Below are 24144 nucleotides of genomic sequence, written 5' to 3'. Positions count from 1 at the left end.
CTGCCAGTTAATCGTCGGCTAAAAACAGCGGCCCCATCGGCGGCCGGGGTAAGGCAAACGACTCGGGATAATCAACCGCAACCAGGTACAGTCCTTCGGCCCGTGCGGTAGCGGCCGCCAGGCTGCGATCTTTGAGCGCCAACAGTTCGCCCATCCAGTTCTCATCCTGATTGCCACAGCCAATCTCCATCAGGCTGCCAACAATGTTGCGCACCATATGATGGACAAAGGCGTTGGCCTTTATATCTACCACGATATATTCGCCATAGCGCGAAACCTTAACGTGTTTTACGTTTCGCCACGGCGTGCGTGACTGGCATTGCACCGCCCGGAAGGAGGTAAAGTCGTTTTCCCCCAGCAGGGCCTGTGCGGCACGATGCATGCGATCGGCGTCCAGCGGATGATAAAAGTGCGTCACCCCTTGCTGCAAGACCGCCGGGCGATAGCGGTGATTATAAATAATGTAGCGATAACGCCGCGCGGTGGCGCTGAAGCGAGCATGAAAATCGCTGCTGACCTCTTTCACCCAGCGTACCGCGATATCCGGTGGCAAATGGCTGTTCACCCCCATCGTCCAGGCGGCGTCTTTGCGCAGTGCGGCGGTTTCGAAATGCACCACCTGCCCGGTGGCATGCACTCCGGCATCGGTTCGCCCGGCGCAGAATACGCCGATCGGCGCATCCGCCACCTTGCTTAACGCTTTTTCCAGGCAAGCCTGGACGCTGGTAACCTCTTGCTGACGCTGCCAACCGTAATAACGGCTGCCGTCATACTCGATCCCCAGCGCAATTTTCAGCATTGGCTGGGTTGGCAACTCCACCTCGGACATCAGTACATCTGCTCCTGCAACAGCCGTTCAGCGGTTTCGATCGCCATCAACGCGCCGCCAAAGCGCACGTTATCGGCCACCGACCAGAACTGCAGCATCTCGGGGATACCATAATCATTGCGCAGACAGCCAATACTCAGCATATCGCTGCCGGAAGCTTCGGTAACCTGAGTTGGATAATCGTCCTCTTCGCTCAGTTGGATATCTTCAGCTTGCTCCAGCTCGTGGCGAGCTTCTTCTGCCGCGATTGGGCGCAGCGCTTCCAGATGCACCACTTGTGCGTGGCCGTAGAACACTGGCGACTGAACGCAGCTCACCGAAATCGGCAGCCCTTCATCCTGCAACACTTTACGCACCTGATCGACGATCAGACGCTCTTCACGCACGCTGCCCTGCTCATCGGTCATCAATGGCAGCAGGTTAAACGCCAACTGCTTGGCGAACACGCCCGGCTCTGCGGGGATGCCGTTCAGCAGACGCGCACTCTGGCCTGCCAGATCGTCCACCGCGACCTTGCCGCGAGCCGAAACCGACATCAACGTAGTGACGTGCAAGCGTGAAAGCCCGGCCTGTTCGGTCAGCGGCTTAATCGCCGTCAACAGCTGGCTCACCATGCTGTCGGCCACTGCCACGATATTGCGGTTGCGATAATCCGCCAGCACCTGCGGGTTAACGCCAGGCACCACCAACGGCACGTCCGGCTCCAGGGCAAAATGGCCGCTGGTGTCGATCACCAGGCAGCCCATGTTGCCCGCATCATCGGCGTAACGGGCCGCGGCTTCGCTACCGGCAACAAAGAACGCCAGTTGCGCCTGCGACCAGTCGAATTCTTCTACATTTTCCACCAGCAAGGATTTGCCGTTGAAACGCACCGTCGCACCAGCACTGCGCTCGCTGGCTAAAGGAAAGAGTTCACCCACCGGGAACTGGCGTTCCTGTAGCAATTCCAGCAACGCTTCACCTACTGCGCCAGTGGCACCGAGCACAGCGATATTCCAGCCGTCAGACATTGGGTTTCTCCAGAGTATTTGATTCAAATGCAAACGGGCGATGCACTCACCGCCCGATAAACTTTACCGCCAATTGCCTTAAGGCAACCTTATGCTCGCCTTTTACAGAACGCCGAAGCCCAGTTTGTGCAGTAGTTCTGCACTCGCACTGTCATCACACTGCACACGCAGTGAAGACCACTCTCGGCGTTCCTGATAATGCTTGCGTAGTCGATCGAACTCACCCGGCAGCCCGGCAACTTGCCGCAGCGGCGCATCATCGCGGCGCACATCATACACCAAGTGCATCAATCGTTTTAACTTGCCTTCGTCCAGCGGCCCATTGAGACGGATTTCGCTGAACTCTGGCACCGGCAGCAGCGAGGCCAGCTCAATAGATTGCGGCTGCCCAAGATGCTGAGCAAAGGCTTCAAACACCTGCGTGGTGCCGCGTGCTTTACCTTCCAGCGTGTAACCGGCGATATGGGCGGTGCCGATATCCACGAGATCCAACAACGGCACGCTGAGATCCGGCTCCGGCTCCCACACGTCCAGTACCGTACTCAATCGCTTACCCCGCTCCAACACGTTAAGCAACGCGGCGTTATGTACCACGGCACCCCGGCAGGCGTTGATCAGAATGCGATCGTCGGGCAAGGCATCCAGCAGATCCGCGTTGGCCAGATGCAACGATTTATACGGGCCAGTCTTGTTCAACGGAGTATGGAACGTCAGCACGTCGGCCTCTGCCACCAGCTTTTCCAACGGCCAGAATTCGCCGCTGTCTCCACGATCGGCGCGCGGTGGATCGCACAGCAGCGTACGCACACCCAAGGCTTTCAGACGAGCGTCCAGCCGAGATCCAACGTTACCCACCCCCACGATCCCAACGGTTTTATCACGCAAAGAGAAACCATCGCGCTCCGCCAATAGCATTAATGACGAAAGCACATATTCCACCACCGCAATGGCATTACAACCAGGCGCGGCCGAGAAACCAATCCCTGCCAGCTGCAACCACGCCTCATCCACATGGTCGGTCCCCGCCGTCGCGGTGCCAACAAAACCGATCTTGGTGCCAGCCAACAGCTCCTGATTCACTTTGGTCACCGAGCGCACCATCAAGGCGTCGGCTCCGGCCAGCGCATCGGTTGGGATCGGGCGGCCAGGCACGGCCTGCACTTCCCCCAAGCGGCTAAACAAATCCACCGCGTAGGGCATATTTTCATCAACCAGTATCTTCACGTCACTCTCCAAAGATCTACCCGTGCCTTTCAAGCTGCAGCTTGAAATTCATAGGGTATAGGTAAGCAGTAGCTACAAAATAGTGTGCCACCGAATGGCTTGGAAACCCAAGCTTGTTATGCCCGGTGAAATAACGATGATTTTCTTCTAAGCTTTATTGAGTTTTTTCCGATAATTATCACGCAAGGAGGCGAACCTTCGCGTTAGCGACCGGCTAACGGGCAGAAACAAATCGAAAATCAAGGGCGTTAACCATGAAAAAAGCGACACTTGTTCTGGCGATCGTGGCAACACTCACAGCCGTTGGTACCGCTCAGGCTGAAAACGTGACTTCACAAGCATTGGCCACTTGGCCTGCGATAGCGGTGAAAGACTCCGCCAGCCAATTGGTCGTTACGCCCATTGGCAGCCTGTATTTCCAATATGCTGAAGGCGTCAAGCGCTTCAACAGCCAGCAAGGCGTGTTCGACGTGGCTCTCGAAGGCGAAGGCACCGCGATTAAACTGACCGCCAAACTGGTTTCCAATACCCTGACTCAGTTGGGCACCTCCGGCTCTACCCTGGAAGTGGGGGTTAAACACCACGGCGCTGCGATAACAAAAACCGCTCAAACCACCCTGATTGATACTTCTGCCGGTATGTCAGGCGGTAACCTGAGTAAACTTGCCAACGCTGACAAACAGCCTGGCCGCCAGGGGGCGCAAGACCACTTCGATTTCACTATCATCGGTGCGACGGCTGATGGCACGACCCCAGTGACCGACTTCAGCACCTTGCCGGCAGGGACCTGGAGTGGTGATGTAAACGTTCGGTTCGACGTAACCTGGGCCAGTTGATGTCGTGTTGGGATTGTCATGCCCGGCGGAAACGTTCTGGCGTGGTGCCGGCGATCTGCTGGAACATCACAATAAACGCGGAAGCCGAGCTGTAGCCCACATCGAGCGCCACATCCTGCACTGTTTTCCCCTGTTCGAGCAGTGAAAGCGCATGTAAAAAACGCAGGCGCTGCCGCCACTCGCTAAACGACATGCCCAGTTCCTGCTGGCAGCGGCGCGAAAGCGTCCGTTCGGTGGTATACACCTTGCTGGCCCAGACTGCTAATGAGGTGTTATCCGCCGGGCAACGTTCCAACGCCTGTAACACTGGCCCCAAAAACTTGTCTTGCGAGGTCGGCAGATAGGTCTGTTGAACCGGGGAAATCCGCAGTTGGTCGATCAGCACCCGGCAAAGACGCAGATCCTCTTCGCTAGTGGGCTCCAGCATTTTGCGCCCCAGGCAATCTTCAACAATAGCGCTGAACACCGGCGAGACGTTGATCAAACAGGCCTCTTCTGGCAACCCGACGCATAAGGATTTGGCGATATTGATGGTGCGGAACAGCACCGGTTTGCGGTTATGGCTGGAATGCTCCATTCCCGGCGGTAACCAGACGGCAAACTCCGGCGGGGCCAAAAAACGCTGCCCGGCAATATTCAGCGCGATCACTCCGGTTTTGACGCAAATCAGCTGCCCCCAGTCGTGGCTGTGCGGCAGATATTCAGTATCTGCATTGGTTTCTTCGCAGCGGAAAAACAGCGTGCGCGGAGCAGCGACGTCTGCGGTGGGATAATTACGGGTTTCGGCCATGGTGAAGTTGTCTTGATTTCGCGAAATGCTGTCTGATTTTGACTATATATAATAAACCGGACACGGGTAGACTAGCCAGCATGTTATTCGTTGTTGAGAATTATTATCATGAACGTGCTCTTTCCCCTGTTGGCAGTGCTGATCTGGTCGATTAACGCCGTAGTCAGTAAAGTATCGGCAACCGCCATCGATCCGGCAGCCATCTCCTTCTATCGCTGGGCATTGGCGCTGATCGTGCTCACCCCTTTCGTGCTACCAGGAGCGATCCGCAATTGGCCAGCCATTCGCGCCAACTGGTGGAAACTAATGATCCTAGGCCTGCTGGGGATGGTGCTCTATCAAAGCCTGGCCTATTACGCCGCACATAGCGTCAGCGCGCTGTTTATGGGCATCCTCAACTCCCTGATCCCACTGCTGACGGTGTTAATTGGCATCTTTGTCCTGCGCGTTGCCCCCACCGTGGGTATCGCACTGGGCAGCATCCTGTCGCTGGGCGGGCTGGTGTGGCTGGTTAGCGCGGGGCAACCGGGGCTGCTGCTGCAACATGGCATCGGCAAAGGCGAGCTGATGATGTTCGCCGCTTCGGCCTCCTACGCCCTGTACGGCGTGTTGACCAAACGTTGGGCGATCCCGTTGCCCAACTGGCAGTCGTTGTATGCGCAGATCGTGTTTGGCGTGGTACTGCTGTTGCCGAACTTCCTGATGGCACAGGATGTACAGCTTACCAGCCAGAACATCCCACTGGTGCTGTTTGCCGGTATCCCTGCTTCGATTGCCGCGCCGTTCCTGTGGATCCAAGGGGTGATGCGCCTGGGAGCTAACAAGGCGTCGATCTTTATGAACCTGGCACCGGTGTTCACCGCGATAATTGCGGTTCTGTTCCTGCATGAACAGTTGCATAGCTACCATCTGATTGGTGGCGGTGTCGCTCTGCTGGGGGTGATCTTGTCACAGCGCCTGCGCACGCCATTAGGGCGCAGAAAAAGCACCGTAACACCGTAATCACTGGCCCCTCACCCTAACCCACTAGGGGACCGATCGAGTTCGCTTGAAAGTGCTGTGATCAATCATGAGTATTAGTTGACTCATCTGGGATGGAGAGGCGCTCAAATTTTTGCTGGGATGATCTTCTTTCTCCCAACAGAGTAAGGGCTAACAGCTCCCTCTCCCACAGGAGGACCGATCGAGTTCGCTTGAAAAGTGCAGTGATCAATCATGAGCATTAGTTGACTCATCTGGGATGGAGAGGCGCTCAAATTTTGCTGAGATGATCTTCTTTCTCCCAACAGAGTAAGGGCTAACAGCTCCCTCTCCCACAGGAGGACCGATCGAGTTCGCTTGAAAAGTGCAGTGATCAATCATGAGCATTAGTTGACTCATCTGGGATGGAGAGGCGCTCAAATTTTGCTGAGATGATCTTCTTTCTCCCAACAGAGTAAGGGCTAACAGCTCCCTCTCCTACAGGAGGACCGATCGAGTTCGCTTGAAAGTGCTGTGATCAATCATGAGTATTAGTTGACTCATCTGGGATGGAGAGGCGCTCAAATTTTGCTGAGATGATCTTCTTTTTCCCAACAGAGTAAGGGCTAACAGCTCCCTCTCCCTGTGGGAGAGGGTTGGGGTGAGGGGGAAATACGTCCCCTTTCACCCCAACAGCTTAAAGCGTATCCGTACCAACAGACCGCCTAGCGCGTCAGAACTCAGCAGTTCCGGGCGGGTGCCGTGATAAGCGGTAATATCTTTAACCAATGCCAGTCCCAACCCAGCCCCAGGCTGATCGCCTACGTTATCCAAACGACGAAACGGTTGCAGCGCAGCGACCGTCTGATCCTGAGCAATGCCTGGCCCGCTGTCTTCTATCTCTAACAGTCCCTGCCCATCCACCATCAATAAACGGGCGGTCACAATCCCCTTGGCTGGCGTGTATTTCAGTGCGTTATCCAACAGGTTGGCGCAAAGCTCCGCCAACAGCAACGCCTCACCGCCCACCCAACACACTCCCGCTCCTTCGTAGCCAAGATCGATCTGCTTGCTGCGGGCCTGCGGCAGCCGCGAAAAACAGGCGTCACGTAACACCTGCGCTAGATTAACCGGCAGCAACTTACGCTCGGCCTGATGCTCGTGCGCCTTCAGCCGCGAGAGGTATAGCAGGCGATCGGTCAACGCGACGGTACTGTCCAGAGTGGCGCTCATCCCTTCCAGACTCTCACGCCATTGCTCGGGCCGTTCGCTGGCCAATGCCACTCCTACCTGGGTTTTCAAAACCGTGAGCGGCGTACGTAGCTGGTGGGAGGCATCGGCACTAAAACGTTCCTGACGCGCCACCATCAATCGCAACCGCTCAATATAACGGTTGAATGCCAACAGCAGCGGCTGCATTTCCGACCAGGGCAACACCATCGGCAAAGGCGTCAGCTCCCCCGGTTCGCGCCGCAGCATCATGCTGGACAGCTTGCGCAACGGTTGCAGCAGCTTTTTCAACAGGATGTAAGCCAGAATGAGCGTCAATACCACCACTGTCCCCTGGCTGAGCAGCGCCGCCAGCAGCATCTGCCGTGCCAGATAGCGCCGCGACTCCAGCGTTTCCGCCACCAGAATGGTCGCCATCCCCATAACCCCGCCCTCATTCACCGGCTGGAACAGCGCCGCCACGCGGATTGGCTGTCCGCGATAGTGCGCATCGTAAAAATGCACCAGGGCCGGATAGAGGTTGGAACGAGGAATATAGGGCGGCATCTTGGGCAAATCGTTATAGCCCGAAATATTCCGCCCCTCAGGGGATATCACCTGATAGTACAGCCGGTCGTTCATGTTGCGCTCGAAGCTGTCCAGCACCACATAAGGCACATCCACCTCCAGGAGCTGATTGCGCACCACCAGCCTCTCCGCCACCGTGCGTGCCGATGCCAATAAGGTGCGATCGTAGGCCAGCGTCGCCGCACTCATCGCGCTGAAATAGTGGGTGTAAATTGAGATCCCACCCAATGCCAGCAACGGCAAACCAAAGAACAGCAGCAACTGATAGAACAACGAACGCGGTGCTTTAAACCACCTCATCGCACAGCTCCAGGCTGTAGCCCAGACCCCGCAACGTCACGATCGCCACGTTGCTCCCCTGGAGTTTTTTACGTACGCGATGAACGTAAAGTTCGATGCTTTCGGGATTGGCCTCGTCAGAGAGCGTAAACACCTGCTCAAACAGTTGCTGCTTGGCGACCGGACGACCACGGCGATGCATCAAGGTGGTCAGCACCGCCAGCTCACGGGGAGTTAACGACAGGGGTTTTTCTGCCAGCAAGAAATAGCCCTCGTCGTGATAGGTCAGCAAGCCGTATTGCAACGCCTGTTGCGTCACACCAACGCTGCGGCGCAGCAACGCCCGGATGCGAGCCTCTAATTCATCCAGTTCAAAGGGCTTGGTGAGGTAGTCGTCAGCCCCAAGATTCAGCCCTTTAACCCGATCGGCCACCTCGGTACGGGCCGTCAATAGCAATACTGGCAGAGTCTGCCCACGCTTACGCAGCCGCGCCAACAGATCCAGGCCATTGAGCCGGGGCAGTGCGACATCCAGTACCACCAGCGCATAGCTCTCGTGCAATAACAGATGGTCTGCCGCCACGCCGTCTATCGCAACATCCACCGCAAACCCAAGGCCGGTAAGGGCTTTCTGCAACCAATGAGCCAGCTCGGGGTGATCTTCCACTAACAAGAGACGCATATCACATCCTGTAAACTTTCCCGGTCGCTGAAAGGTAAATGAAAGGTTTATGTTTTAACAATTTGGCAACCCCGTGTCAGCGGGGATTCTCACAAACTGAAACAAAACCGATGGGGAAACGTCATGAAAACAATAATTACCCGTACGCTTACCGCCACTGTTCTGCTGTTCGCCGCCAACCAGGCGTTCGCCGTGGAAGCACCAAAACGCACCGAATGTATCGCCCCAGCCAAACCCGGCGGAGGCTTCGATCTCACCTGCAAACTGATTCAGGTCTCCTTGCAAGAAACCAAGGCTATCGATAAGCCGATGCGCGTCACCTATATGCCCGGCGGCGTGGGAGCCGTTGCCTATAACGCCATCGTTGCCCAGCGGCCAGCCGAATTTGGCACCGTGGTAGCGTTCTCTGGCGGTTCCCTGCTGAACCTGTCGCAAGGCAAGTTTGGCCGCTACAACGTGGATGATGTTAAGTGGCTGGCGGCAGTGGGTACCGATTACGGCATGATCGCCGTACGTGCCGATTCGCCTTACAAGACGCTGAAAGACTTGATGACAGCCTTCCAAAAAGACCCGAACAGCGTGGTATTTGGTGCTGGAGCCTCCATTGGCAGCCAGGACTGGATGAAAACCGCCCTGCTGGCCCGTGAAGTTGGCGTAGATCCCCACAAGATGCGCTATGTGGCGTTTGAAGGGGGCGGCGAGCCGGTGACCGCGCTGCTGGGTAATCACATTCAGGCGGTGTCCGGCGATCTGAGTGAGATGGTGCCTTACCTGAAAGGAGACAAACTGCGTGTGCTGGCGGTGTATGCCGAAGAGCGCCTGCCGGGAGAGTTGGCAAGCGTCCCTACTGCCAAGGAGCAGGGGTTCAATCTGGTGTGGCCGATCATCCGCGGTTTCTATCTTGGCCCAAAGGTCAGCGAGGGCGAGTATCAGTGGTGGATCGACACCTTCAAAACCATGACGGCAACCGAGGAGTTCAAACAACAGCGCGATCTACGCGGCCTGTTTGAATTCAACCTGACCGGCAAAGAATTGGATACCTACGTGAAAAATCAGGTTACCCAGTATCGTGAACAGGCCAAAGCGTTCGGGCTGGCCAAATAACCGGGGGGATTGGCATGAGCGATCGTATTTTTGCTGCTCTGTGGCTACTGCTGTGCGGCGGCGGCCTGTTTCTCGGTTGGGGCATCCAGAGCGAATACAGCTACGAACCTTTGGGGCCACGCCCCTTCCCTTTGGCCATCCTGAGCCTGATGGCCCTGTGTGCCGCATTGCTGCTGTTGCGTCGGCCACAGTTAGTCGAGTGGCCACATAAAAACGTGCTGCAACGCCTGCTGGTGCTGGTGATCACGCTGGTGCTGTACGCCTGGGGATTCGAGTGGCTCGGTTTCCCACTGGCAACGGCTCTGCTGACTTTCAGCATTGGCCTTCTGTTCCAGGCCAGCATCAAAGCCGCGTTGATTTCAGGTACCGTAATGGGCGTTTCTCTGTTCTACGCCTTTGACTATTTACTGGATGTCACACTGCCACTCGGCGTTTGGCTGAGCTAACGGGAGCGATAATGGAAACCTGGATGTATTTATCACAAGGGTTCGAAGTGGCGCTACTGCCTCAGAACCTGATGATTGCCCTGATCGGCTGCTTCGTGGGTACCATCGTCGGGCTGCTGCCGGGCCTTGGCCCGATCAACGGCGTGGCGATCCTCTTACCACTGGCTTTCGCTTTGAAGCTGCCCGCCGAGTCGGCCTTGATCCTGCTGGCCACCGTGTATATCGGCTGTGAATACGGGGGGAGGATCTCTTCGATCCTGCTCAACGTCCCGGGGGATGCTGCCGCAATCATGACCGCGCTGGATGGCTACCCTATGGCCCAACAGGGCCGTGCAGGAGTTGCCCTGTCGATCTCCGCTGTCAGCTCTTTTACCGGCTCGCTGGTCGCCATTATCGGCATTATTCTGTTCGCCCCGATGCTGGCCCGCTGGTCGCTGGCGTTTGGCCCAGCGGAATACTTTGCCCTGATGGTCTTTGCTATTGCCTGCCTTGGCAGCATGATGAGCCAGAACCCGTTGAAATCCCTGTTGGCGGCCCTGATTGGTCTGGGGCTGGCCACCGTGGGGGTGGACGCCAATACTGGCGTATATCGTTTCACCTTCGACAGCGTGCACCTCTCCGACGGCATTCAGTTTATTGTGGTGGTGATCGGGCTGTTCTCGGTCAGCGAGATCTTGCTGATGCTGGAAAGCACCAGCACGGGCCAGAAGCTGATCCGCAAAACCGGCCGTATGCTGTTTAACCGTAAAGAGGCTGCCGAGTGCGTTGGCCCAACTCTGCGATCCTCCTTTGTCGGTTTCTTCGTCGGTATTCTGCCCGGTGCCGGAGCGACCATTGCCAGTGCGCTTACTTATATGACGGAGAAGCGCATCAGCGGTAACAGTGAGTCATTCGGTAAAGGGGATATTCGTGGCGTCGCCGCGCCGGAGGCTGCCAATAACGCTTCCGCCTGCGGTTCGTTTATCCCGATGCTGACCCTGGGCGTACCGGGTTCAGGCACTACGGCGGTCATGATGGGAGCACTGACGCTGTATAACATCACCCCTGGCCCGGCAATGTTCACCGAACAGCCGGATATCGTTTGGGGGCTGATCGCCGCGCTGCTGATCGCCAACGTCATGCTGTTGATCATGAACATCCCGTTGATTGGCCTGTTCACCCGCATGCTGACCGTGCCGCTGTGGTTCCTGGTACCGGCGATCGCCGCCGTTTCCGCCGTTGGGGTCTATGCGGTGCACAGCACCACCTTCGATTTACTGCTAATGGTGGGGCTAGGCGTGTTTGGTTATATCCTGCGCAAAATGCACTTCCCGATGTCGCCGCTGATCCTGGGATTTGTGCTGGGGGAAATGCTGGAGCAAAACCTGCGCCGGGCGTTGTCTATTAGCAATGGGAACTTTGACATTCTGTGGAGCAGTGCCATCGCCCAATGCCTGTTGGTGCTGGCAGTCGTGGTGTTGGTGTTACCCCCACTGCTGCGCAAACTCCGCAAGCACCGCCGTATCACTGGGGAAGCGACGGAAGTCGAGTAATGCAAAAAGGGCGCTGCACATGCAGCGCCCCGATGTTGTGAGCCGGTTGAACATCGGGCGGGTTAACCCGCCCGACTTATTATTGGCATATAACCTCAACAGCTTGTTCCAAGGCCGTAATATCATCGCTGGCCAACAAAGGCTGGATGCTGGCGAACGCCTCGGCGGGCAAATCGTAAATCTGCAACGCGAGTAAACGCTCGATTGTCTCCGCAGAGAACCGCCGTTTAATCATCCGGGCCGGATTACCGCCAACGATAGCGTAGGGCTCGACATCCGCAGTCACCACGCTACCGGCGGCAACTATCGCCCCTTCGCCAATCGTCACGCCAGGCATCAACATGGCCCGCATCCCGATCCAGCAGCCGTCGCCAAGGCTGGTATCACCTTTAGGCAAATAAGACGCCTGGATGGTTTCCATAAAGGGATACAGACTCAGCCAATCAATACGATGGGTATGATTCCCGCCCATCAGGATCACCGCTTCGGCACCGATACAGACATAATCGCCAATGTGCAACCTGTCTAGCTTCCCCAGGGGCTCCCACTGTTGGCTGACCGCATCGCCGTGCAAATAGCGCACTACGGAACGTTCAAAGCTGTCATCCCAGCAATGGCTGTAATAACTGTGGGTTCCCTTGATCAGGATATTGGGGTTGGTTACCGTCTGGTGGAGTAATTCTACTTGTGACCAGTGTTTCTCAGTCATGGCTTCTTCTCTTAATTTATTGCAAGAGCCACGGAACGTAATGTCAGTGGCAGCGTTTTCCGTTCATAAAACACTGCCCCATCAAGCGATAAGCGCTCGTTTTAACCTTGGATTAATGATCATTTTCTGTTTGCACCCTGTTGTTTCGCGGCCAATGGTAACAAACTGGCGCAGAAAACCAAGCCTACTTGGCTTTTCTGAGCATCAACACCCCGCCCATCACCAACGCGCTACCCAGTAGCTGTAACTGGTTCATGTTTTCCCCCAACAGGAAATAGGCAATGACCGCGGTAAATACCAGCTCCAGCGACAGGATCAGGTTGGCCACCGCCAGCGGCAGGGTTTTCAGGCTGATATTATACAGGCCAAACCCCAGCAGCGTTGGCCCGGCGGCCAGCGTGAGCAGCAACAGCCAGCCGCTCCACTGAATGCCTTGAACGCCCTGGGACAGAAACCACAGGTCCCCCGCCATACCGTGAAATGCCGCCAAGGGGAAAAACGTCAGCAAGGTGTTGAACAACCATTGGTACACGGCGGAAAAACCAAATACGTACAGGATGGTATTCCACACCGGGTAACGCCGCTCGCTGGCGATACGCCCGCCGAGGGTATACAAGGTGTAACCAATGCCGGACAGCATGCCGACCATCAGCCCCAACAGATCAAAACGGCTGTTGCCCATGCTGTCGCCGTTGCTGACCAGGAAGCAGCCGCCCAGGCTGACCACAATCACCAACAACTCGCGCAGGTTGAGGCGTTCGTTGTACATCATCCAGCCCAGGAACACGGTAAAACCGACCGAACAATAGGTCAAAATAGTCGCCACCGAGGCGCCATTGAGCGCCACCGACAGCGTCCATAAGCTGTTAAACAGCGCCAACAACAAACCGTAGCCAGCGTAGAACGGCACCTGTTCACGACGCAGATAGGCCCATTGCGGTTTGAACAGCAGCAATAACGGTAGCAATACCAGGGCCACCAGGGCCGCACGCCAGAAGGCCAGCACAAACGTCGGTAGATGGTAATACTCGGTCAGCGCGCGGATGATGATGGCGGTGAAGGCCAGCAGCATGGCACTGATTATGGCGATCACGTAACCCTGGTTGGTTCCCCGCAGGATCCCACCACTGACCACAACTGGTTCTGCTACAACACCCGACGGTAACGACATAACACCCTCAAAATTCCACCGCATAATCATCTGGTGGAGATTTTAACGCGGCCAGATTTTGCCACCATAGCCACTTTGCTACGATGTTATGCAGGCCACTTTAATCGGTGCTAAGCCTTGTTACTCTGGGATATAGTGAAATCAGACTTATGTGACCGGGCCAATTTCATGCATATTCCACTGGATCGTCAGCAGGACATTCCGCTGTATCTACAGATCGAAGAAGCGCTGCGCCGCGCCATTCTTGGCGGCACCTTTGCCGATGGCGATAAATTGCCGTCAACGCGCAGCCTGGCCGCCGAGCTTTCGGTCAGCCGCCTGACGGTGGAAAGTGCCTACGCCGAACTGACGGCCAAAGGATTGTTACAACAGCGGCGTGGCAGCGGCGCCTATGTCCGCCACCTGCAACCGGCCCCCATGCAGCAGCGGCCAGCATCCAGCGAGCTATTCCCTGCGGATCGTTTCACCACCACGACATCGCGTCTGGACGGTTATCCAGATATTCCGTTGCCGGAGCACATCATCAACTTTGCCGCTGGCGTCGGCAGCCCCAAGGTGTTCCCAATGGAGGCGTTCCGCAAGATCCTGCTGTCGATCCTCAGTCGTCATGCGGAAGAGGCCTTCAGCTACGGTGATTATTGTGGTTACTACCCGCTGCGCGACACGCTGGGCCGGATCTTGACGGCGCAAGGTATCCCTACCCGTGCCGAACAGGTGTTAATCACCAACGGCTCGCAACATGCCATCAGCCTGATTTTCCAAACTCTATTACGCCCAGGGGATACGGTGATTGTCGAAGAGCCCACCTATGCCGAAGCTTTGGGGTTGCTGCACCTGCACCAGATCAACATTGTTCCAGTGCCCAGCGATCGTTACGGCATGTGCGTTGAACAACTACCGGAGCTGATCGCACGACATCAGCCAAAAATGATCTACACCATCCCCAATTTCAATAACCCCACCGGGCGCTGTATGAGCGAAGCCCGACGCAGCCGCTTGCTGGCGTTGGCGCAGCAGGCCGGGATAGTGATCCTGGAGGACGACTTTGTTGGCGATCTACGTTACAACGGTAAAAGCCTGCCGTCACTGCGCGCCATGGCTCCCGCAGGCACGGTGATCTATGTCAGTACCTTCTCCAAAATGCTGCTGCCCAGTATGCGCATCGGTTATCTGGTAGCGGACAGCGAACAGTATCTGCAATTCTCACGGCTCAAGCATGTCGACAGCTTTACCAGTTCCAACCTGATCCAGCGCGCACTGGACGCCTTTGTCACCGTTGGCAGCTACGACAAGCAACTGCGTCGGGCGGGAAGGATATACCGCCAGCACCGTGATGCTATGGTGGCTGCATTAAGCGAGCACCTGCCACCCGGCTGTCGGTTTGAAATCCCAGCGGGAGGGCTGTTTATCTGGCTGGAATTGCCACCTACCGTAAGCACCACAACGTTGATGCCAATAGCCTGGCAACAGGGTGTCACCTTTGCCCGTGGCGAATGCTTTTATGTTGAGGAGCAGCACGGTGCACATGGTTTGCGGTTGAATTTTGCCGCCAATACGCCGGAGTTGATTACCGAAGGGATCGCCCGGCTCTGCCGGGCGATTGTTAAGGTTATGGGGAATTAAACGCTGGCCCACCAGAGCCGCAGTTTCATGCCCCAATAGCTGGTCCAGCCGGTGGTGCTCTGCACCACCTTGCCTTGAGAGATCACCACAAGGGTCGGCGTCACGCCAATCTGCCACTGCGCCGACAGCTTGCCCTGCTCATCGTTAACCACCGGCATTTGCAGCTTCTTAGCCGCCAACCACTGTTCAACCTGCTGGTCATTGCCCGAACGCAGTGCCACGGTCATCACATTAGCGCCGTTTGCTACCAGCTTGGCCACGTAAGGCGTGGTAAAGCGACAAACCCCGCACCAACTGGCCCAGAAATAGACCAACAAAGGCTTATCCTGGCTGAGCTGCGCCAACGACACCGGCTCTCCGTCCAGGGTTTCCAGCATCTGTTGGTCAAAGGTCAAGGGAGCCTGCGGGGCCCGCCACCAATCCATGGCGAACATCGCCCCCAGCACGAGCAACAGCAAAATCAGCAGTTCGCGCGCCCAGCGCCGCAACCTAGCCATTTTTTACCTTCGCCAATTGCTGCTTCACTAGCGCTTCCAGATCCTCATAAGACACCGCGCCCGGCAGCATCTGATCGCCAATCAAGGTGGCCGGCGTTCCCTGCACGCCAAACTGTTCCGCCAACTGCATATTGGTGCGCAGCGAGGTCATACTCTGCTCGCTGGGAGCAACCGGCTTAACGCCAGTTTTCTCTTGCGCTGCGGCGATGCTGGCATTGTCATGAAAGCCTTTTTTTGCCATCAGGCGCTGATGCAACGACCAGAACTGTTCAGGATGCTGTTCCCAAGCCGTCAACGCCACCCGTGATGAGGCGATCGAGCTTTCCCCTTTGAACGGCAGCAGTTTCACCACCAGCGCCACATCGGGATATTTGCTGACGATCTTCTCCAACATCGGATCAAACTGCTTACAGTACGGGCAGTTGTAATCGGTGAAAGCCACCAGAGTCAGCTTGGCATTCTTGGGCCCCAATCTTGGGCTGGCAGGATCGTCAAACAGGATTTTGCTATTTTGCTCAATCGCCTGGCCGAGTTGTTGGCCGTTGGTTTGCTGCTGCCAGGCGTTAACCGCTTCCGCCAGAATATCCGGGTTAGAGACCAGCGTTTCGCGGATCAGCTCTTTGATCCGCACTTCCTGCTCGGCGGTGAAAGGAGCCGCAGCCCAGACCGGGGTGACAATCAGCAGCAGTAACATCAGTAACTTGTTCATTATTGGTTTCCTTTGGCAGTAGACAGGGCTTGCAGAACGGCTTCGCGGGTGAGCAGCGGTGACAGCACTTCGCCGTCTGGCGAGCCGGGGCCATAGATTTGGTTAAAGGGAACGGCAACGCTGCCGCGCTGTTGCAGGAAGGCCGAGATGGTTTCCGACGGGCGGCTCCAATCACCGCGCAACGCCACCACATCCCCGGCGGTCAGTGCTTTTTGCACCTCATCGCGCAGCAATACGTTGTATTTATTAGCCTTGCAGGTTACGCACCAGTCGGCGGTCACGTCGACAAACACCCGCTTGTTGTCGGCCAACGCCTGCACAATCGCCTGCTCAGAAAGCGGTTGCCAGGCGATGTTGTCGTGTAACGGCTGTCGCCACTGGTTGGCCGTCAACGATCCCACCAGCAATGCCAAACCGCCTACCACCAGCACGCTTGCCGCCGCGATCCCCGCTGACCGGGCACCTAACCGTTGCCACACCGCCAGCAATAAGCCAAGCAGCAAGATGGCACCGACAATCAGAGTCGGCCTCACGCCGATATGGTTGGTCATCAGGCTAAGCAGCCAGAGCGAAGACACCAGCATCAGTAGACCTAGTACCAGCCTCATCCCGTTCATCCAGCGGCCAGGGCGCGGCAGGCGTAACGCCAACGTTGGCCATGCGGCAATCAGCAACCAGGGCAGGCTCATACCAATTCCCAGAGCCACAAACATACCCCAAAGCACCGGCAACGGGGCCGCCAATGCAAAGGCGACTGCCGTTCCCAGGAAAGGTGCCGAGCAAGGCGTTGCCAGCAGCGTGGCAAACGCTCCTTGCCAGAAATGACCGCTCAAGCCACGCCCGTTATGAGTGGCCAGCTTGGTATTCAACGAGGAAGAGAGTTGCAGGTGGAACAGGCCGAACAGATTGGCGCTGAACAGCAGCGTCACCAGCACCATAAAACCGATAAACCACGGGTTTTGGAATTGGATCCCCCAGCCCAGCGCGTGATTGCTCAGGCGCAACAGCGTCATCAACAAGGCCAGCGCCATGAAAGACACTACGATCCCCAAGGAAGAGGCCAGAAATTGCCAACGCACGCTACGCCGATCGCGCTGTTCGACCTGTAAGATGGAGCCTAGCTTCATCCCCAGCACCGGCAGCACACAAGGCATCAGGTTAAGAATGAAACCGCCCGCTAACGCCATCAACACCGCTTGCCACAAGGGGAAAGCTGCGCTGGAGGGTAAAACAAGCGGCCCGCCAATGGTCAGCGTAGCCTCCTGAGCGATCCCAGCATCGCTGATAACCAGCCGCACCTGTTTACCGCGCAGATCCGGTGCTGCGTCTCCCCAGCCATCACTCACGGGAACTCGCGCTTGCAGTTTCTCGCCATCACTGCTGACCGTTGGCTTGCCTAAATCGGCCCCCGCCACCGTATCAAAGAACAGCTCAGGCTGCTGCCAACCCGCACTACGTTCCGCGCTAATCTGCAACTCGCCGTTGTGATAACCGGCGCGCAGGCTGTCCACCAGCCCGTTGGCAATCGGCACCTGCCCCATCGCCTGAGCAAAGTCGTGATTGAACTGCGGACCAGCCGGGGTGGTGAGATCCAGTTTGAACGGATAGTCAGTGAGGATACAGACATTGCTACAGGTGGATAAGGTAAGCGTTCCCGCCAGTTGCTGCGGCGCAGCCCCCTTTAACACGATGGGCAGCGTAACCCGCTGCTGATAGCCCTGCGTCGAGATCCCTGCCACGTCAAAGCGCTGCGGCGTTGGCCAGAACCAGGTTGCCGGTGGTGGGTTGCCCTGCCAGGTGATAGCCGGCGCAATGCCCCCTTCCCCTGGTGAGCGCCAGTAGGTTTTCCATCCTTTTTCCAACTCAACAGCGAGCAGCACACGGGTTTCGTCCCCGTTGCTGGCGTCGGCACGCAGCCTGACTTGCGCATGGTCGTTCTGCGGGCTTTGCAGCCAGCCGCTATCCGCTGCCTGTGTCGCAGGTAGCCAAAGCACTAACAGGCAAGCCAACGCCAGCCTGATGATATTCCACATAGTTGTTCTCCATAAATAAATTAGTCACTCGGTTTGACGAGGGATTAACTCATTCACGGAACACGCATAATCGCAGATGCACCCTGAGGGTGGTGGGGGAAATAACTCGTATAGGAGGGTACGGCAGGCGTGGAGCAATGATCGGAGCCAGCAGGACCAGCAACATCCCCAGGCCAAACAGCACGTTTTCAAACATCACCGGTGGAGAAGCCAACAGCGATTTGGCACTCAGCTCACAAGGGGTCGTGGTGGTGGCCTCTTCATCACCGCTGGCCGAGGATTGGCTAACGCTGACAGTGGGCAGGCCAAGGGCCAGCTGCAAGGTATGCAAGCCCGCCATGCGCTGGGTGAGGCACGTCAGTACCACCAGGCAAGCCAGGGTTAAAAACCATTTTGCAATCCGCTGCCGATTTATCATCACGCCCTCAATGCCGTATCTGCGCCTATCTTAGCGGCGCAAATAGGATAAGCAACGATTGGCCTGTAAAGAAATGTCTGGCGGCGGTATTGATGGCACGAAATTACAGGTATCATAAGCGATTAAGCCTGTGCTTTTCGCCGGGTATGTCGACTCTATACACTGCGAAGGACTGGTGATATGCAACCATTAAGTGGACCTGGCGCTCCTGGCGCAGCCGATCACCCTCCGACCGCTGGCATTACGCCCCCTGCCGACGATCAACCGCTCTCCCCGGCCCAACGCACCCAGTTGGAAAAACTGATCGTCAAAATCATGGCCCTCAGCCCAGCCAAATCCGCCGAGATCTGGGTCACGCTGCGTCATGAATTAGGGGCGGATAACCACAGCGAACTGTTGGCACGCCATTTCCAACCGGCGGAACAGCTACTGCAAAACCGCCTTACCGTGGCACAGCAGAGCCATGCCAGCCGCCAACTGCTGCAACAGCTCACCGAACTGCTGCCACAAGGCAATAACCGCCAGGCGGTCAGCGACTTTATCCGCCAGCAATTTGGCCATACGGTGTTAAGCCAGCTGAGCCACCCGCAGCTCCAGCAAGTGTTGAACCTGCTGCGGACCGGCGAACTGACAATCCCTCACCCGCAACAAACGGCCACCAGCGATCGTTCGCTGCTGCCTGCGGAACATCAGCACTTGCAGCAGCAGGTCACCAAGCTCAGCGCGGCTACCGGTGAGACAACGGCCAAACTCTGGCAGGCACTGTTCGATCTGGTCGGGGTAAAAATCAACGATCCGTTGCCCGCACGCCACTTTCAACTGCTCAGTCAGTTTATGCAGGTGAAATTGGCGCTCAGCCCGCAAACGGCGCCGACGCTGCAAAACCTGCTGGCGGTATTGAAACAGCCAGCAGACCAGCAGGAGCAGCAACAGCTCAATGACTATTGCCAGAACCGCTTTAACGGCAACCTCAATACGCCGTTGACCCACGCGCAGCTAAACGACGTGATCCAGCAACTGTTTACCCGCCGTCTGGACAAGGCTGGCCACGCTCCGTCGTTACACAGTGACGTTCAACAGCCGCAACCATTGCTTAACCCGCTAATCGCCGCCCTGCCGCAACCTTTACAGTCGGTGTTCAGTAAGCCCTTGGCGCTGGTTGTCGGCGTTATCGTATTGGCATTGGTACTTTGGGCGCTGTTTTAACAGCCGCACTCCGGTGCTTTATCCCGCCCCTGCATCGTCCCCTGCTCAACACCGATGGCCACCGGATGGCCATCGCGTAGCCAGAAATCCAGCCCGCCAATCAGCTCTTTGACCCGAAAACCGAGCTTGGCCAACTTGTATGCCCCCTGGGTGGAACCGTTACAGCCGATACCGTCGCAGTAGGTGACATAGACCTTGTCACGATCGAGAGATGAGGTGCTGCTTTCATCCATTAAGCGGTGGGGAAAGCTCAGCGCTCCAGGAATATGCCCGGCGGAGTAAAGCGCGCTGGCACGGGTATCGATCACCACAATCTCGCTGACGCCATTGCGCAAATCTTCCGCCACATCCGCCGAGTCGGCGTAAAAGCTGAGCTTAGCCGCCAGATAATCCAGGCTTTGTGCTACCGCTGCCGGGGGAAAAGCCAATACCAGTGAAGAGACGTTCATAGTGCAACTCCAGTGCCTTAAGATTGATGACAATAGTGCCTGATTTTGGTCTTATGGTTGAGACCCATTTTGCCAAGGTAATAAGACCGATTATGTCTCAGGTATTGCTGACGCTATTTCAACAGGCGGATAACGCGAAGGGCACGCTACGTGAGCGAGTGTGTAATACGCTACGCACGGCGATCCATAGCGGCACGTTAAGCGCGGGCCAGCGGCTGCCCTCCTCGCGGGTTCTGGCGGCCGATCTGGGCGTCTCACGGGTTACCGCCGAAGCCGCCTATGCGCAGCTGGAAGCCGAGGGATATCTACATCGCCGGGTGGGTCAAGGCACCTCTGTCGCTATCCAGATCGCCAAGCCTGCGCCAAAACGCAAATCCAGCGGCCAACTGCGGCTCTCACAGCGCGGTTTGGCGATTGTGCAAACCGGGGGCTGCCGTGATCCACAGCAGCCACTGCCGTTTGCTGCCGGTTCACCGGATCTGCGCGCCTTCCCGCTGAAGCTGTGGCAACAGCTCACTGCCCAACGGTTGCGGCTACAGGGGGAAAAACTGCTGCGTTATGGCGATCCCCAAGGCTACTTGCCGCTGCGTGAAGCCATTGCCGGTTACGTCTGCCAAACCCGAGGCGTGAACTGCGACGCGGAACAGGTGATCGTACTGACCAGCTCCCAACAGGCATTGCAGTTGATTGCCACCTTGCTGATCGATAGCGGAGATGTGGTGTGGGTCGAGGAGCCTGGTTACAACGGAGCCAAGAATGCATTTACCAGCGCGGGAGCTAATCTGGTACCGGTTGCGGTGGATGAGGCCGGGCTACAGCCAGACGGTTCGTTACCTCCCCCTCGCCTGATCTATCTGACGCCTTCGCATCAGTACCCCACCGGCGTGGCACTCAGCCTGGAGCGGCGATTGGCCCTGTTAGAACAGGCGCGGCAATCGCAAAGTTGGATTATTGAGGATGACTACGACAGCGAGTTTCACTATGACGGCCAACCGATGCCCGCCATGCAGGGTCTGGATCGCCACGGCACGGTGCTGTACGTCGGCACCTTCTCCAAAGCGCTGTTCCCTTCGTTACGTCTGGCCTATCTGATTGTGCCCCCCGCGCTGGTGACGGCGTTTACCACCGCACGTTCGGTCTATGACGGCCATTGCGCCCAGTTGGCACAGGCCGTCACGGCAGAGTTTATTCTGCAAGGGCATTTTGCTGCCCACATCCGCTACATGCGCCAACTCTATCGCAGCCGCCGTGATTGGCTACTGACACAGCTAGCACAGCACCTGGAGCATTTTGCCACGCCACAGCACGCGGGCGGCGGGCTACAGCTCGGCGTTTGGCTACCGGAGGGCCAAGAGGCAGCACTGACCCGACAGGCGCAACAGCTAGGCGTCATTACCCCCGGCCTGTCCACGCAGTATCAGAACACCCGCGCCAGACGCGACGGCTGGTTATTGGGGTTCTCCGCCCTTACGCCAGGGGAGATAACGCTGGCCGTCGAGCGGCTGAATCGAATTAACGCAGTAACAACCACCCCACCAACGTAGCCCAGGCCAGGAACGGTATCGAATAGTAATGGAACCGCAGCCAGATTTGGCGTTCTCCCGCCATCCGCAGGGCGATCAGGTTCGCCAGTGAGCCGATCGCCAGGCCAAATCCCCCGGCGTTTACCGCATAGGCCACCAAGGCGCTGGAAGGTACATAGTTCAACAACAAAATGGTCGCCGGAACGTTGCTGATCACTTGGGATAAAGCGATCCCCAACACATACACGCTGCCGTCCGCCAGCGAGGCAATCTGGTCAAACAACGGCTGCAGCGCTGGCAGTTGGGTCAGCAAGCCAATATTGATAAACATGGCGAGAAATACAAAGATCAGGCTCCAGTCAATCTGCAGCAGCACCTGCCGAGCCAACAGTAGAAAACCGGCAAACACCAGTAACACGCCATACAACGGCACGTCCAAATCCAGACAGATCAGAAAGGCCACATACAGCGCGACACTGGCCAGCAACAGACGCAATTGATAAGGATAAGGTTGGGTGTTTGGGGCTTTAACAATTTTCCGCGCCGGGAAGCTGAACCAGGTGACCACCAGCAGGCTAAGCATCATAAGAATGCCAAACGGTGCCATGCGCCCGATAAACTCCATAAAGGTCAGCGAAGACTTGCTCCACAGCAAAATATTCTGCGGATTGCCAATCGGCGTCAGCAACGACCCGGCGTTAACCGCCAGTGCCTGGAAGATGATCAGGCGGCTGATCGGTAGTGAAGAGAGCTTTTTCAGCGTAATGGTCAACGGGATCACAATAAACAGTGCCACATCGTTGGTGAGAAACGACGACAGCACCGCAGCGGCACACACCAGAAACAGTGCCAGTGAGCGTTCACTTTGCAGGGTGTTCACGATCTGGCGGCCGATAAAATCGAAATAGCCGCTAACCTCAACGCCTTTGGTCAGCAGCATCAACCCCAGCAGGGTCATGATGGTGCGCCAATCGATAAAGCCAGAGAGTGCCCTCAGCGGCTGTGGTCCAATGGCGTACAGCAGCATCCCCATCAGCAGCAACGCATGCAGGAAGCGGTCATGCAAAAATGGCCTCAACAAACTGGTCACCGCATTTGAACTCATGTATTTACTCTTATTTTTCAAGCGAAGACTGGAAAACGACGTTAGCCGAAGCTCTTGAATTACGCCAGTAAAAAAGCACGTTGCCCTTTCCATTTATCGTATTTTGTTTTATACCCGTCGTCTTTCCCTGCTTTTAGGATTTTCTATGGCCAATTCCATTGCCAAAAGGCTGCTGCTCAGCGCGGCGCTGATGCTGCTAGCCGCCTGTAACGATGCCAACACCCGCCCCCAGATCGACATCGAAGGCAAAACCATGGGGACGTTCTATAGCGTGAAGGTCAGCGGCACTGTCACCGAGAGCAAACAACAATTGCAGCAGGAGATCGATGCACTGCTGGAGCAGGCCAACGACGATATTTCCACCTACCGCCCCGATTCGGTGTTATCCCGCTTCAACCAGAACACCACGGCCGAGCCGCAGCCCATCCCCCGTGGAATGGCCGATATCATCCTCACCGCTCAGCGCATTGGCCGTGATACCGGGGGCGCGATGGATATCACCGTCGGTCCATTGGTTAACCTGTGGGGATTCGGCCCGGACAAGCGGGCCGTCAAAGTCCCCAGCCAGCAGCAAATCGATGCAGCCCGCCAGCATATTGGCCTACAGCATCTGAAATTACTCAGCGACAATCGGGGTGAATGGCTGCAAAAAGATCTGCCGGAAATGTATGTCGATCTCTCTACGCTGGGCGAAGGTTACGGGGTGGATCAGTTGGTCCAGTTAATGGCGCGCAAAGGCATCACCAACTATCTGGTCTCGGTGGGCGGAGCCGTTTCATCACGCGGCGTGAATGGCCAGAACAAGCCTTGGCGGGTGGCGATCCAAAAGCCCACCGACCGGGAAAATGCGGTGCAGGCACTGGTTGATCTGCAAGGCTATGGCATCAGCACCTCGGGGAGCTACCGTAACTACTTTGAGCAGGACGGTCAGCGCTATTCCCACGTGATCGATCCCGTCACCGGGCGGCCAATCACCCATAAGCTGGTTTCCGCCACGGTCATTGCCCCTACGGCGTTGGAAGCCGATGGTTGGGATACCGGGTTGATGGTGCTGGGCACGGAAAAAGCGCTGAAACTGGCCGAAGAGAAAGGGTTGGCGGTGTATTTGATCAGCAAAACCGATGACGGCTTCAGCGCGGTGATGACGCCGCAGTTTAAGGCGTTTTTGGTGCAGTAAAGAGTTTTGGCTCACGTGTTGTCCCCTCACCCTAA

The 24144-nt window shown here is 56.8% G+C and carries 23 protein-coding genes; 9 read left to right on the top strand and 14 right to left on the bottom strand.

Annotated elements, in window-relative coordinates:
* Window positions 1-7: 7 nt before the first annotated feature.
* The 3 genes from truA to pdxB form a co-directional block, all read right to left on the bottom strand.
* Window positions 8-829, bottom strand: a complete 822-nt coding sequence (gene truA / locus ACKWMY_RS19915) for a tRNA pseudouridine(38-40) synthase TruA (protein WP_261160507.1) — start codon at window positions 827-829, stop codon at window positions 8-10.
* The gene (locus ACKWMY_RS19910) at window positions 829-1839 is read right to left on the bottom strand and encodes an aspartate-semialdehyde dehydrogenase (protein ID WP_024485602.1); all 1011 of its coding nucleotides are present in this window, start codon (window positions 1837-1839) and stop codon (window positions 829-831) included. The genes truA and ACKWMY_RS19910 overlap by 1 nt, the downstream gene beginning before the upstream one ends.
* A 102-nt stretch (window positions 1840-1941) precedes the next feature.
* Window positions 1942-3063, bottom strand: a complete 1122-nt coding sequence (gene pdxB, locus ACKWMY_RS19905) for a 4-phosphoerythronate dehydrogenase PdxB (protein WP_199062923.1) — start codon at window positions 3061-3063, stop codon at window positions 1942-1944.
* Between the two features lie 254 nt (window positions 3064-3317).
* Between pdxB and ACKWMY_RS19900 the strand changes: the two genes are divergently transcribed.
* Complete coding sequence (locus ACKWMY_RS19900) at window positions 3318-3899, top strand: common pilus major fimbrillin subunit EcpA (protein ID WP_074028073.1); 582 nt, start codon at window positions 3318-3320, stop codon at window positions 3897-3899.
* A gap of 16 nt (window positions 3900-3915) precedes the next feature.
* Here the strand turns inward: ACKWMY_RS19900 and ACKWMY_RS19895 are convergent, their stop codons facing one another.
* A complete protein-coding gene (locus ACKWMY_RS19895; protein ID WP_024530655.1) occupies window positions 3916-4689 on the bottom strand; it encodes an AraC family transcriptional regulator in 774 nt (257 codons plus the stop codon).
* A 108-nt stretch (window positions 4690-4797) separates the two neighbouring features.
* Between ACKWMY_RS19895 and ACKWMY_RS19890 the strand changes: the two genes are divergently transcribed.
* Window positions 4798-5691, top strand: a complete 894-nt coding sequence (locus ACKWMY_RS19890) for a DMT family transporter (protein WP_024530654.1) — start codon at window positions 4798-4800, stop codon at window positions 5689-5691.
* Between the two features lie 642 nt (window positions 5692-6333).
* Here ACKWMY_RS19890 and ACKWMY_RS19885 read toward each other — a convergent pair.
* Complete coding sequence (locus tag ACKWMY_RS19885) at window positions 6334-7746, bottom strand: sensor histidine kinase (protein WP_409486879.1); 1413 nt, start codon at window positions 7744-7746, stop codon at window positions 6334-6336.
* Window positions 7733-8407, bottom strand: a complete 675-nt coding sequence (gene tctD / locus ACKWMY_RS19880; protein ID WP_024530652.1) for a transcriptional regulator TctD — start codon at window positions 8405-8407, stop codon at window positions 7733-7735. The genes ACKWMY_RS19885 and tctD overlap by 14 nt, the downstream gene beginning before the upstream one ends.
* A gap of 123 nt (window positions 8408-8530) precedes the next feature.
* Between tctD and ACKWMY_RS19875 the strand changes: the two genes are divergently transcribed.
* From ACKWMY_RS19875 to ACKWMY_RS19865, 3 genes are read left to right on the top strand one after another with little or no spacing between them, the layout of a single operon-like run.
* Window positions 8531-9511 (top strand): Bug family tripartite tricarboxylate transporter substrate binding protein, encoded by a 981-nt coding sequence (locus ACKWMY_RS19875; RefSeq protein WP_409486878.1) that lies wholly within the window; start codon window positions 8531-8533, stop codon window positions 9509-9511.
* A 14-nt stretch (window positions 9512-9525) separates the two neighbouring features.
* Window positions 9526-9957, top strand: coding sequence for a tripartite tricarboxylate transporter TctB family protein (locus tag ACKWMY_RS19870; RefSeq protein ID WP_024530650.1), 432 nt, complete (start codon window positions 9526-9528; stop codon window positions 9955-9957).
* Between the two features lie 11 nt (window positions 9958-9968).
* A complete protein-coding gene (locus tag ACKWMY_RS19865; protein ID WP_065683069.1) occupies window positions 9969-11489 on the top strand; it encodes a tripartite tricarboxylate transporter permease in 1521 nt (506 codons plus the stop codon).
* 79 nt (window positions 11490-11568) lie between these two features.
* On the opposite strand, the gene ACKWMY_RS19860 is transcribed toward ACKWMY_RS19865, so the two are convergent.
* Window positions 11569-12198: a CatB-related O-acetyltransferase gene (locus ACKWMY_RS19860; protein WP_409486877.1), complete on the bottom strand. Its 630-nt coding sequence runs from the start codon at window positions 12196-12198 to the stop codon at window positions 11569-11571.
* Window positions 12199-12382: 184 nt separating this feature from the next.
* Entirely contained in the window at window positions 12383-13369 is a 987-nt protein-coding gene (locus ACKWMY_RS19855; protein ID WP_409486876.1) for a DMT family transporter, read from the bottom strand.
* Window positions 13370-13537: 168 nt separating this feature from the next.
* On the opposite strand from ACKWMY_RS19855, the gene ACKWMY_RS19850 reads away from it, so the two are divergent.
* Window positions 13538-14992 (top strand): PLP-dependent aminotransferase family protein, encoded by a 1455-nt coding sequence (locus ACKWMY_RS19850; RefSeq protein WP_409486875.1) that lies wholly within the window; start codon window positions 13538-13540, stop codon window positions 14990-14992.
* Here ACKWMY_RS19850 and ACKWMY_RS19845 read toward each other — a convergent pair.
* The 4 genes from ACKWMY_RS19845 to ACKWMY_RS19830 are packed head-to-tail and all read right to left on the bottom strand — an operon-like array spanning window position 14989 to window position 18649.
* Window positions 14989-15489: a protein disulfide oxidoreductase gene (locus ACKWMY_RS19845; RefSeq protein WP_199062919.1), complete on the bottom strand. Its 501-nt coding sequence runs from the start codon at window positions 15487-15489 to the stop codon at window positions 14989-14991. The genes ACKWMY_RS19850 and ACKWMY_RS19845 overlap by 4 nt on opposite strands.
* Window positions 15482-16198, bottom strand: a complete 717-nt coding sequence (locus tag ACKWMY_RS19840; protein WP_199062918.1) for a DsbA family protein — start codon at window positions 16196-16198, stop codon at window positions 15482-15484. Before ACKWMY_RS19840 ends, ACKWMY_RS19845 begins: the two co-directional genes overlap by 8 nt.
* Complete coding sequence (locus tag ACKWMY_RS19835) at window positions 16198-18231, bottom strand: protein-disulfide reductase DsbD family protein (protein ID WP_409486874.1); 2034 nt, start codon at window positions 18229-18231, stop codon at window positions 16198-16200. Before ACKWMY_RS19835 ends, ACKWMY_RS19840 begins: the two co-directional genes overlap by 1 nt.
* Window positions 18232-18280: 49 nt before the next feature.
* The gene (locus tag ACKWMY_RS19830; protein WP_024530642.1) at window positions 18281-18649 is read right to left on the bottom strand and encodes a hypothetical protein; all 369 of its coding nucleotides are present in this window, start codon (window positions 18647-18649) and stop codon (window positions 18281-18283) included.
* Window positions 18650-18829: 180 nt separating this feature from the next.
* Between ACKWMY_RS19830 and flk the strand changes: the two genes are divergently transcribed.
* Window positions 18830-19855 (top strand): flagella biosynthesis regulator Flk, encoded by a 1026-nt coding sequence (gene flk, locus ACKWMY_RS19825; protein WP_024530641.1) that lies wholly within the window; start codon window positions 18830-18832, stop codon window positions 19853-19855.
* On the opposite strand, the gene ACKWMY_RS19820 is transcribed toward flk, so the two are convergent.
* Window positions 19852-20304, bottom strand: a complete 453-nt coding sequence (locus ACKWMY_RS19820) for a rhodanese-like domain-containing protein (RefSeq protein WP_024530640.1) — start codon at window positions 20302-20304, stop codon at window positions 19852-19854. The two genes, flk and ACKWMY_RS19820, sit on opposite strands and share 4 nt — an antisense overlap.
* A gap of 92 nt (window positions 20305-20396) precedes the next feature.
* Between ACKWMY_RS19820 and ACKWMY_RS19815 the strand changes: the two genes are divergently transcribed.
* Entirely contained in the window at window positions 20397-21848 is a 1452-nt protein-coding gene (locus tag ACKWMY_RS19815; protein ID WP_409486873.1) for a PLP-dependent aminotransferase family protein, read from the top strand.
* On the opposite strand, the gene ACKWMY_RS19810 is transcribed toward ACKWMY_RS19815, so the two are convergent.
* Window positions 21817-22932 carry an SLC13 family permease gene (locus ACKWMY_RS19810; RefSeq protein ID WP_074028063.1) on the bottom strand — a complete coding sequence of 372 codons (1116 nt, stop codon included), beginning with the start codon at window positions 22930-22932 and terminating at the stop codon, window positions 21817-21819. The genes ACKWMY_RS19815 and ACKWMY_RS19810 overlap by 32 nt on opposite strands.
* A gap of 145 nt (window positions 22933-23077) precedes the next feature.
* Here ACKWMY_RS19810 and apbE point away from each other — a divergent pair, with 145 nt between their 5' ends.
* Window positions 23078-24109 carry an FAD:protein FMN transferase ApbE gene (apbE, locus tag ACKWMY_RS19805; RefSeq protein ID WP_024530637.1) on the top strand — a complete coding sequence of 344 codons (1032 nt, stop codon included), beginning with the start codon at window positions 23078-23080 and terminating at the stop codon, window positions 24107-24109.
* Window positions 24110-24144 lie beyond the last annotated feature (35 nt).

Source organism: Serratia sp. J2, assembly GCF_046269175.1.
Classification (GTDB): Bacteria; Pseudomonadota; Gammaproteobacteria; order Enterobacterales; family Enterobacteriaceae; genus Chania; species Chania fonticola_C.
Note: the sequence above shows the minus strand (reverse complement) of the source record. Positions and strands in the feature narration are given on the sequence as shown.

Bases quoted from the DNA above. Each gene is read 5' to 3' on its own strand.
- truA (WP_261160507.1), bottom strand. From the start codon at position 829: ATGTCCGAGGTGGAGTTGCCAACCCAGCCAATGCTGAAAATTGCGCTG.
- ACKWMY_RS19910 (WP_024485602.1), bottom strand. From the start codon at position 1,839: ATGTCTGACGGCTGGAATATCGCTGTGCTCGGTGCCACTGGCGCAGTA.
- ACKWMY_RS19900 (WP_074028073.1), top strand. From the start codon at position 3,318: ATGAAAAAAGCGACACTTGTTCTGGCGATCGTGGCAACACTCACAGCC.
- ACKWMY_RS19895 (WP_024530655.1), bottom strand. From the start codon at position 4,689: ATGGCCGAAACCCGTAATTATCCCACCGCAGACGTCGCTGCTCCGCGC.
- ACKWMY_RS19890 (WP_024530654.1), top strand. From the start codon at position 4,798: ATGAACGTGCTCTTTCCCCTGTTGGCAGTGCTGATCTGGTCGATTAAC.
- ACKWMY_RS19885 (WP_409486879.1), bottom strand. From the start codon at position 7,746: ATGAGGTGGTTTAAAGCACCGCGTTCGTTGTTCTATCAGTTGCTGCTG.
- tctD (WP_024530652.1), bottom strand. From the start codon at position 8,407: ATGCGTCTCTTGTTAGTGGAAGATCACCCCGAGCTGGCTCATTGGTTG.
- ACKWMY_RS19875 (WP_409486878.1), top strand. From the start codon at position 8,531: ATGAAAACAATAATTACCCGTACGCTTACCGCCACTGTTCTGCTGTTC.
- ACKWMY_RS19870 (WP_024530650.1), top strand. From the start codon at position 9,526: ATGAGCGATCGTATTTTTGCTGCTCTGTGGCTACTGCTGTGCGGCGGC.
- ACKWMY_RS19865 (WP_065683069.1), top strand. From the start codon at position 9,969: ATGGAAACCTGGATGTATTTATCACAAGGGTTCGAAGTGGCGCTACTG.
- ACKWMY_RS19860 (WP_409486877.1), bottom strand. From the start codon at position 12,198: ATGACTGAGAAACACTGGTCACAAGTAGAATTACTCCACCAGACGGTA.
- ACKWMY_RS19855 (WP_409486876.1), bottom strand. From the start codon at position 13,369: ATGTCGTTACCGTCGGGTGTTGTAGCAGAACCAGTTGTGGTCAGTGGT.
- ACKWMY_RS19850 (WP_409486875.1), top strand. From the start codon at position 13,538: ATGCATATTCCACTGGATCGTCAGCAGGACATTCCGCTGTATCTACAG.
- ACKWMY_RS19845 (WP_199062919.1), bottom strand. From the start codon at position 15,489: ATGGCTAGGTTGCGGCGCTGGGCGCGCGAACTGCTGATTTTGCTGTTG.
- ACKWMY_RS19840 (WP_199062918.1), bottom strand. From the start codon at position 16,198: ATGAACAAGTTACTGATGTTACTGCTGCTGATTGTCACCCCGGTCTGG.
- ACKWMY_RS19835 (WP_409486874.1), bottom strand. From the start codon at position 18,231: ATGTGGAATATCATCAGGCTGGCGTTGGCTTGCCTGTTAGTGCTTTGG.
- ACKWMY_RS19830 (WP_024530642.1), bottom strand. From the start codon at position 18,649: ATGATAAATCGGCAGCGGATTGCAAAATGGTTTTTAACCCTGGCTTGC.
- flk (WP_024530641.1), top strand. From the start codon at position 18,830: ATGCAACCATTAAGTGGACCTGGCGCTCCTGGCGCAGCCGATCACCCT.
- ACKWMY_RS19820 (WP_024530640.1), bottom strand. From the start codon at position 20,304: ATGAACGTCTCTTCACTGGTATTGGCTTTTCCCCCGGCAGCGGTAGCA.
- ACKWMY_RS19815 (WP_409486873.1), top strand. From the start codon at position 20,397: ATGTCTCAGGTATTGCTGACGCTATTTCAACAGGCGGATAACGCGAAG.
- ACKWMY_RS19810 (WP_074028063.1), bottom strand. From the start codon at position 22,932: ATGAGTTCAAATGCGGTGACCAGTTTGTTGAGGCCATTTTTGCATGAC.
- apbE (WP_024530637.1), top strand. From the start codon at position 23,078: ATGGCCAATTCCATTGCCAAAAGGCTGCTGCTCAGCGCGGCGCTGATG.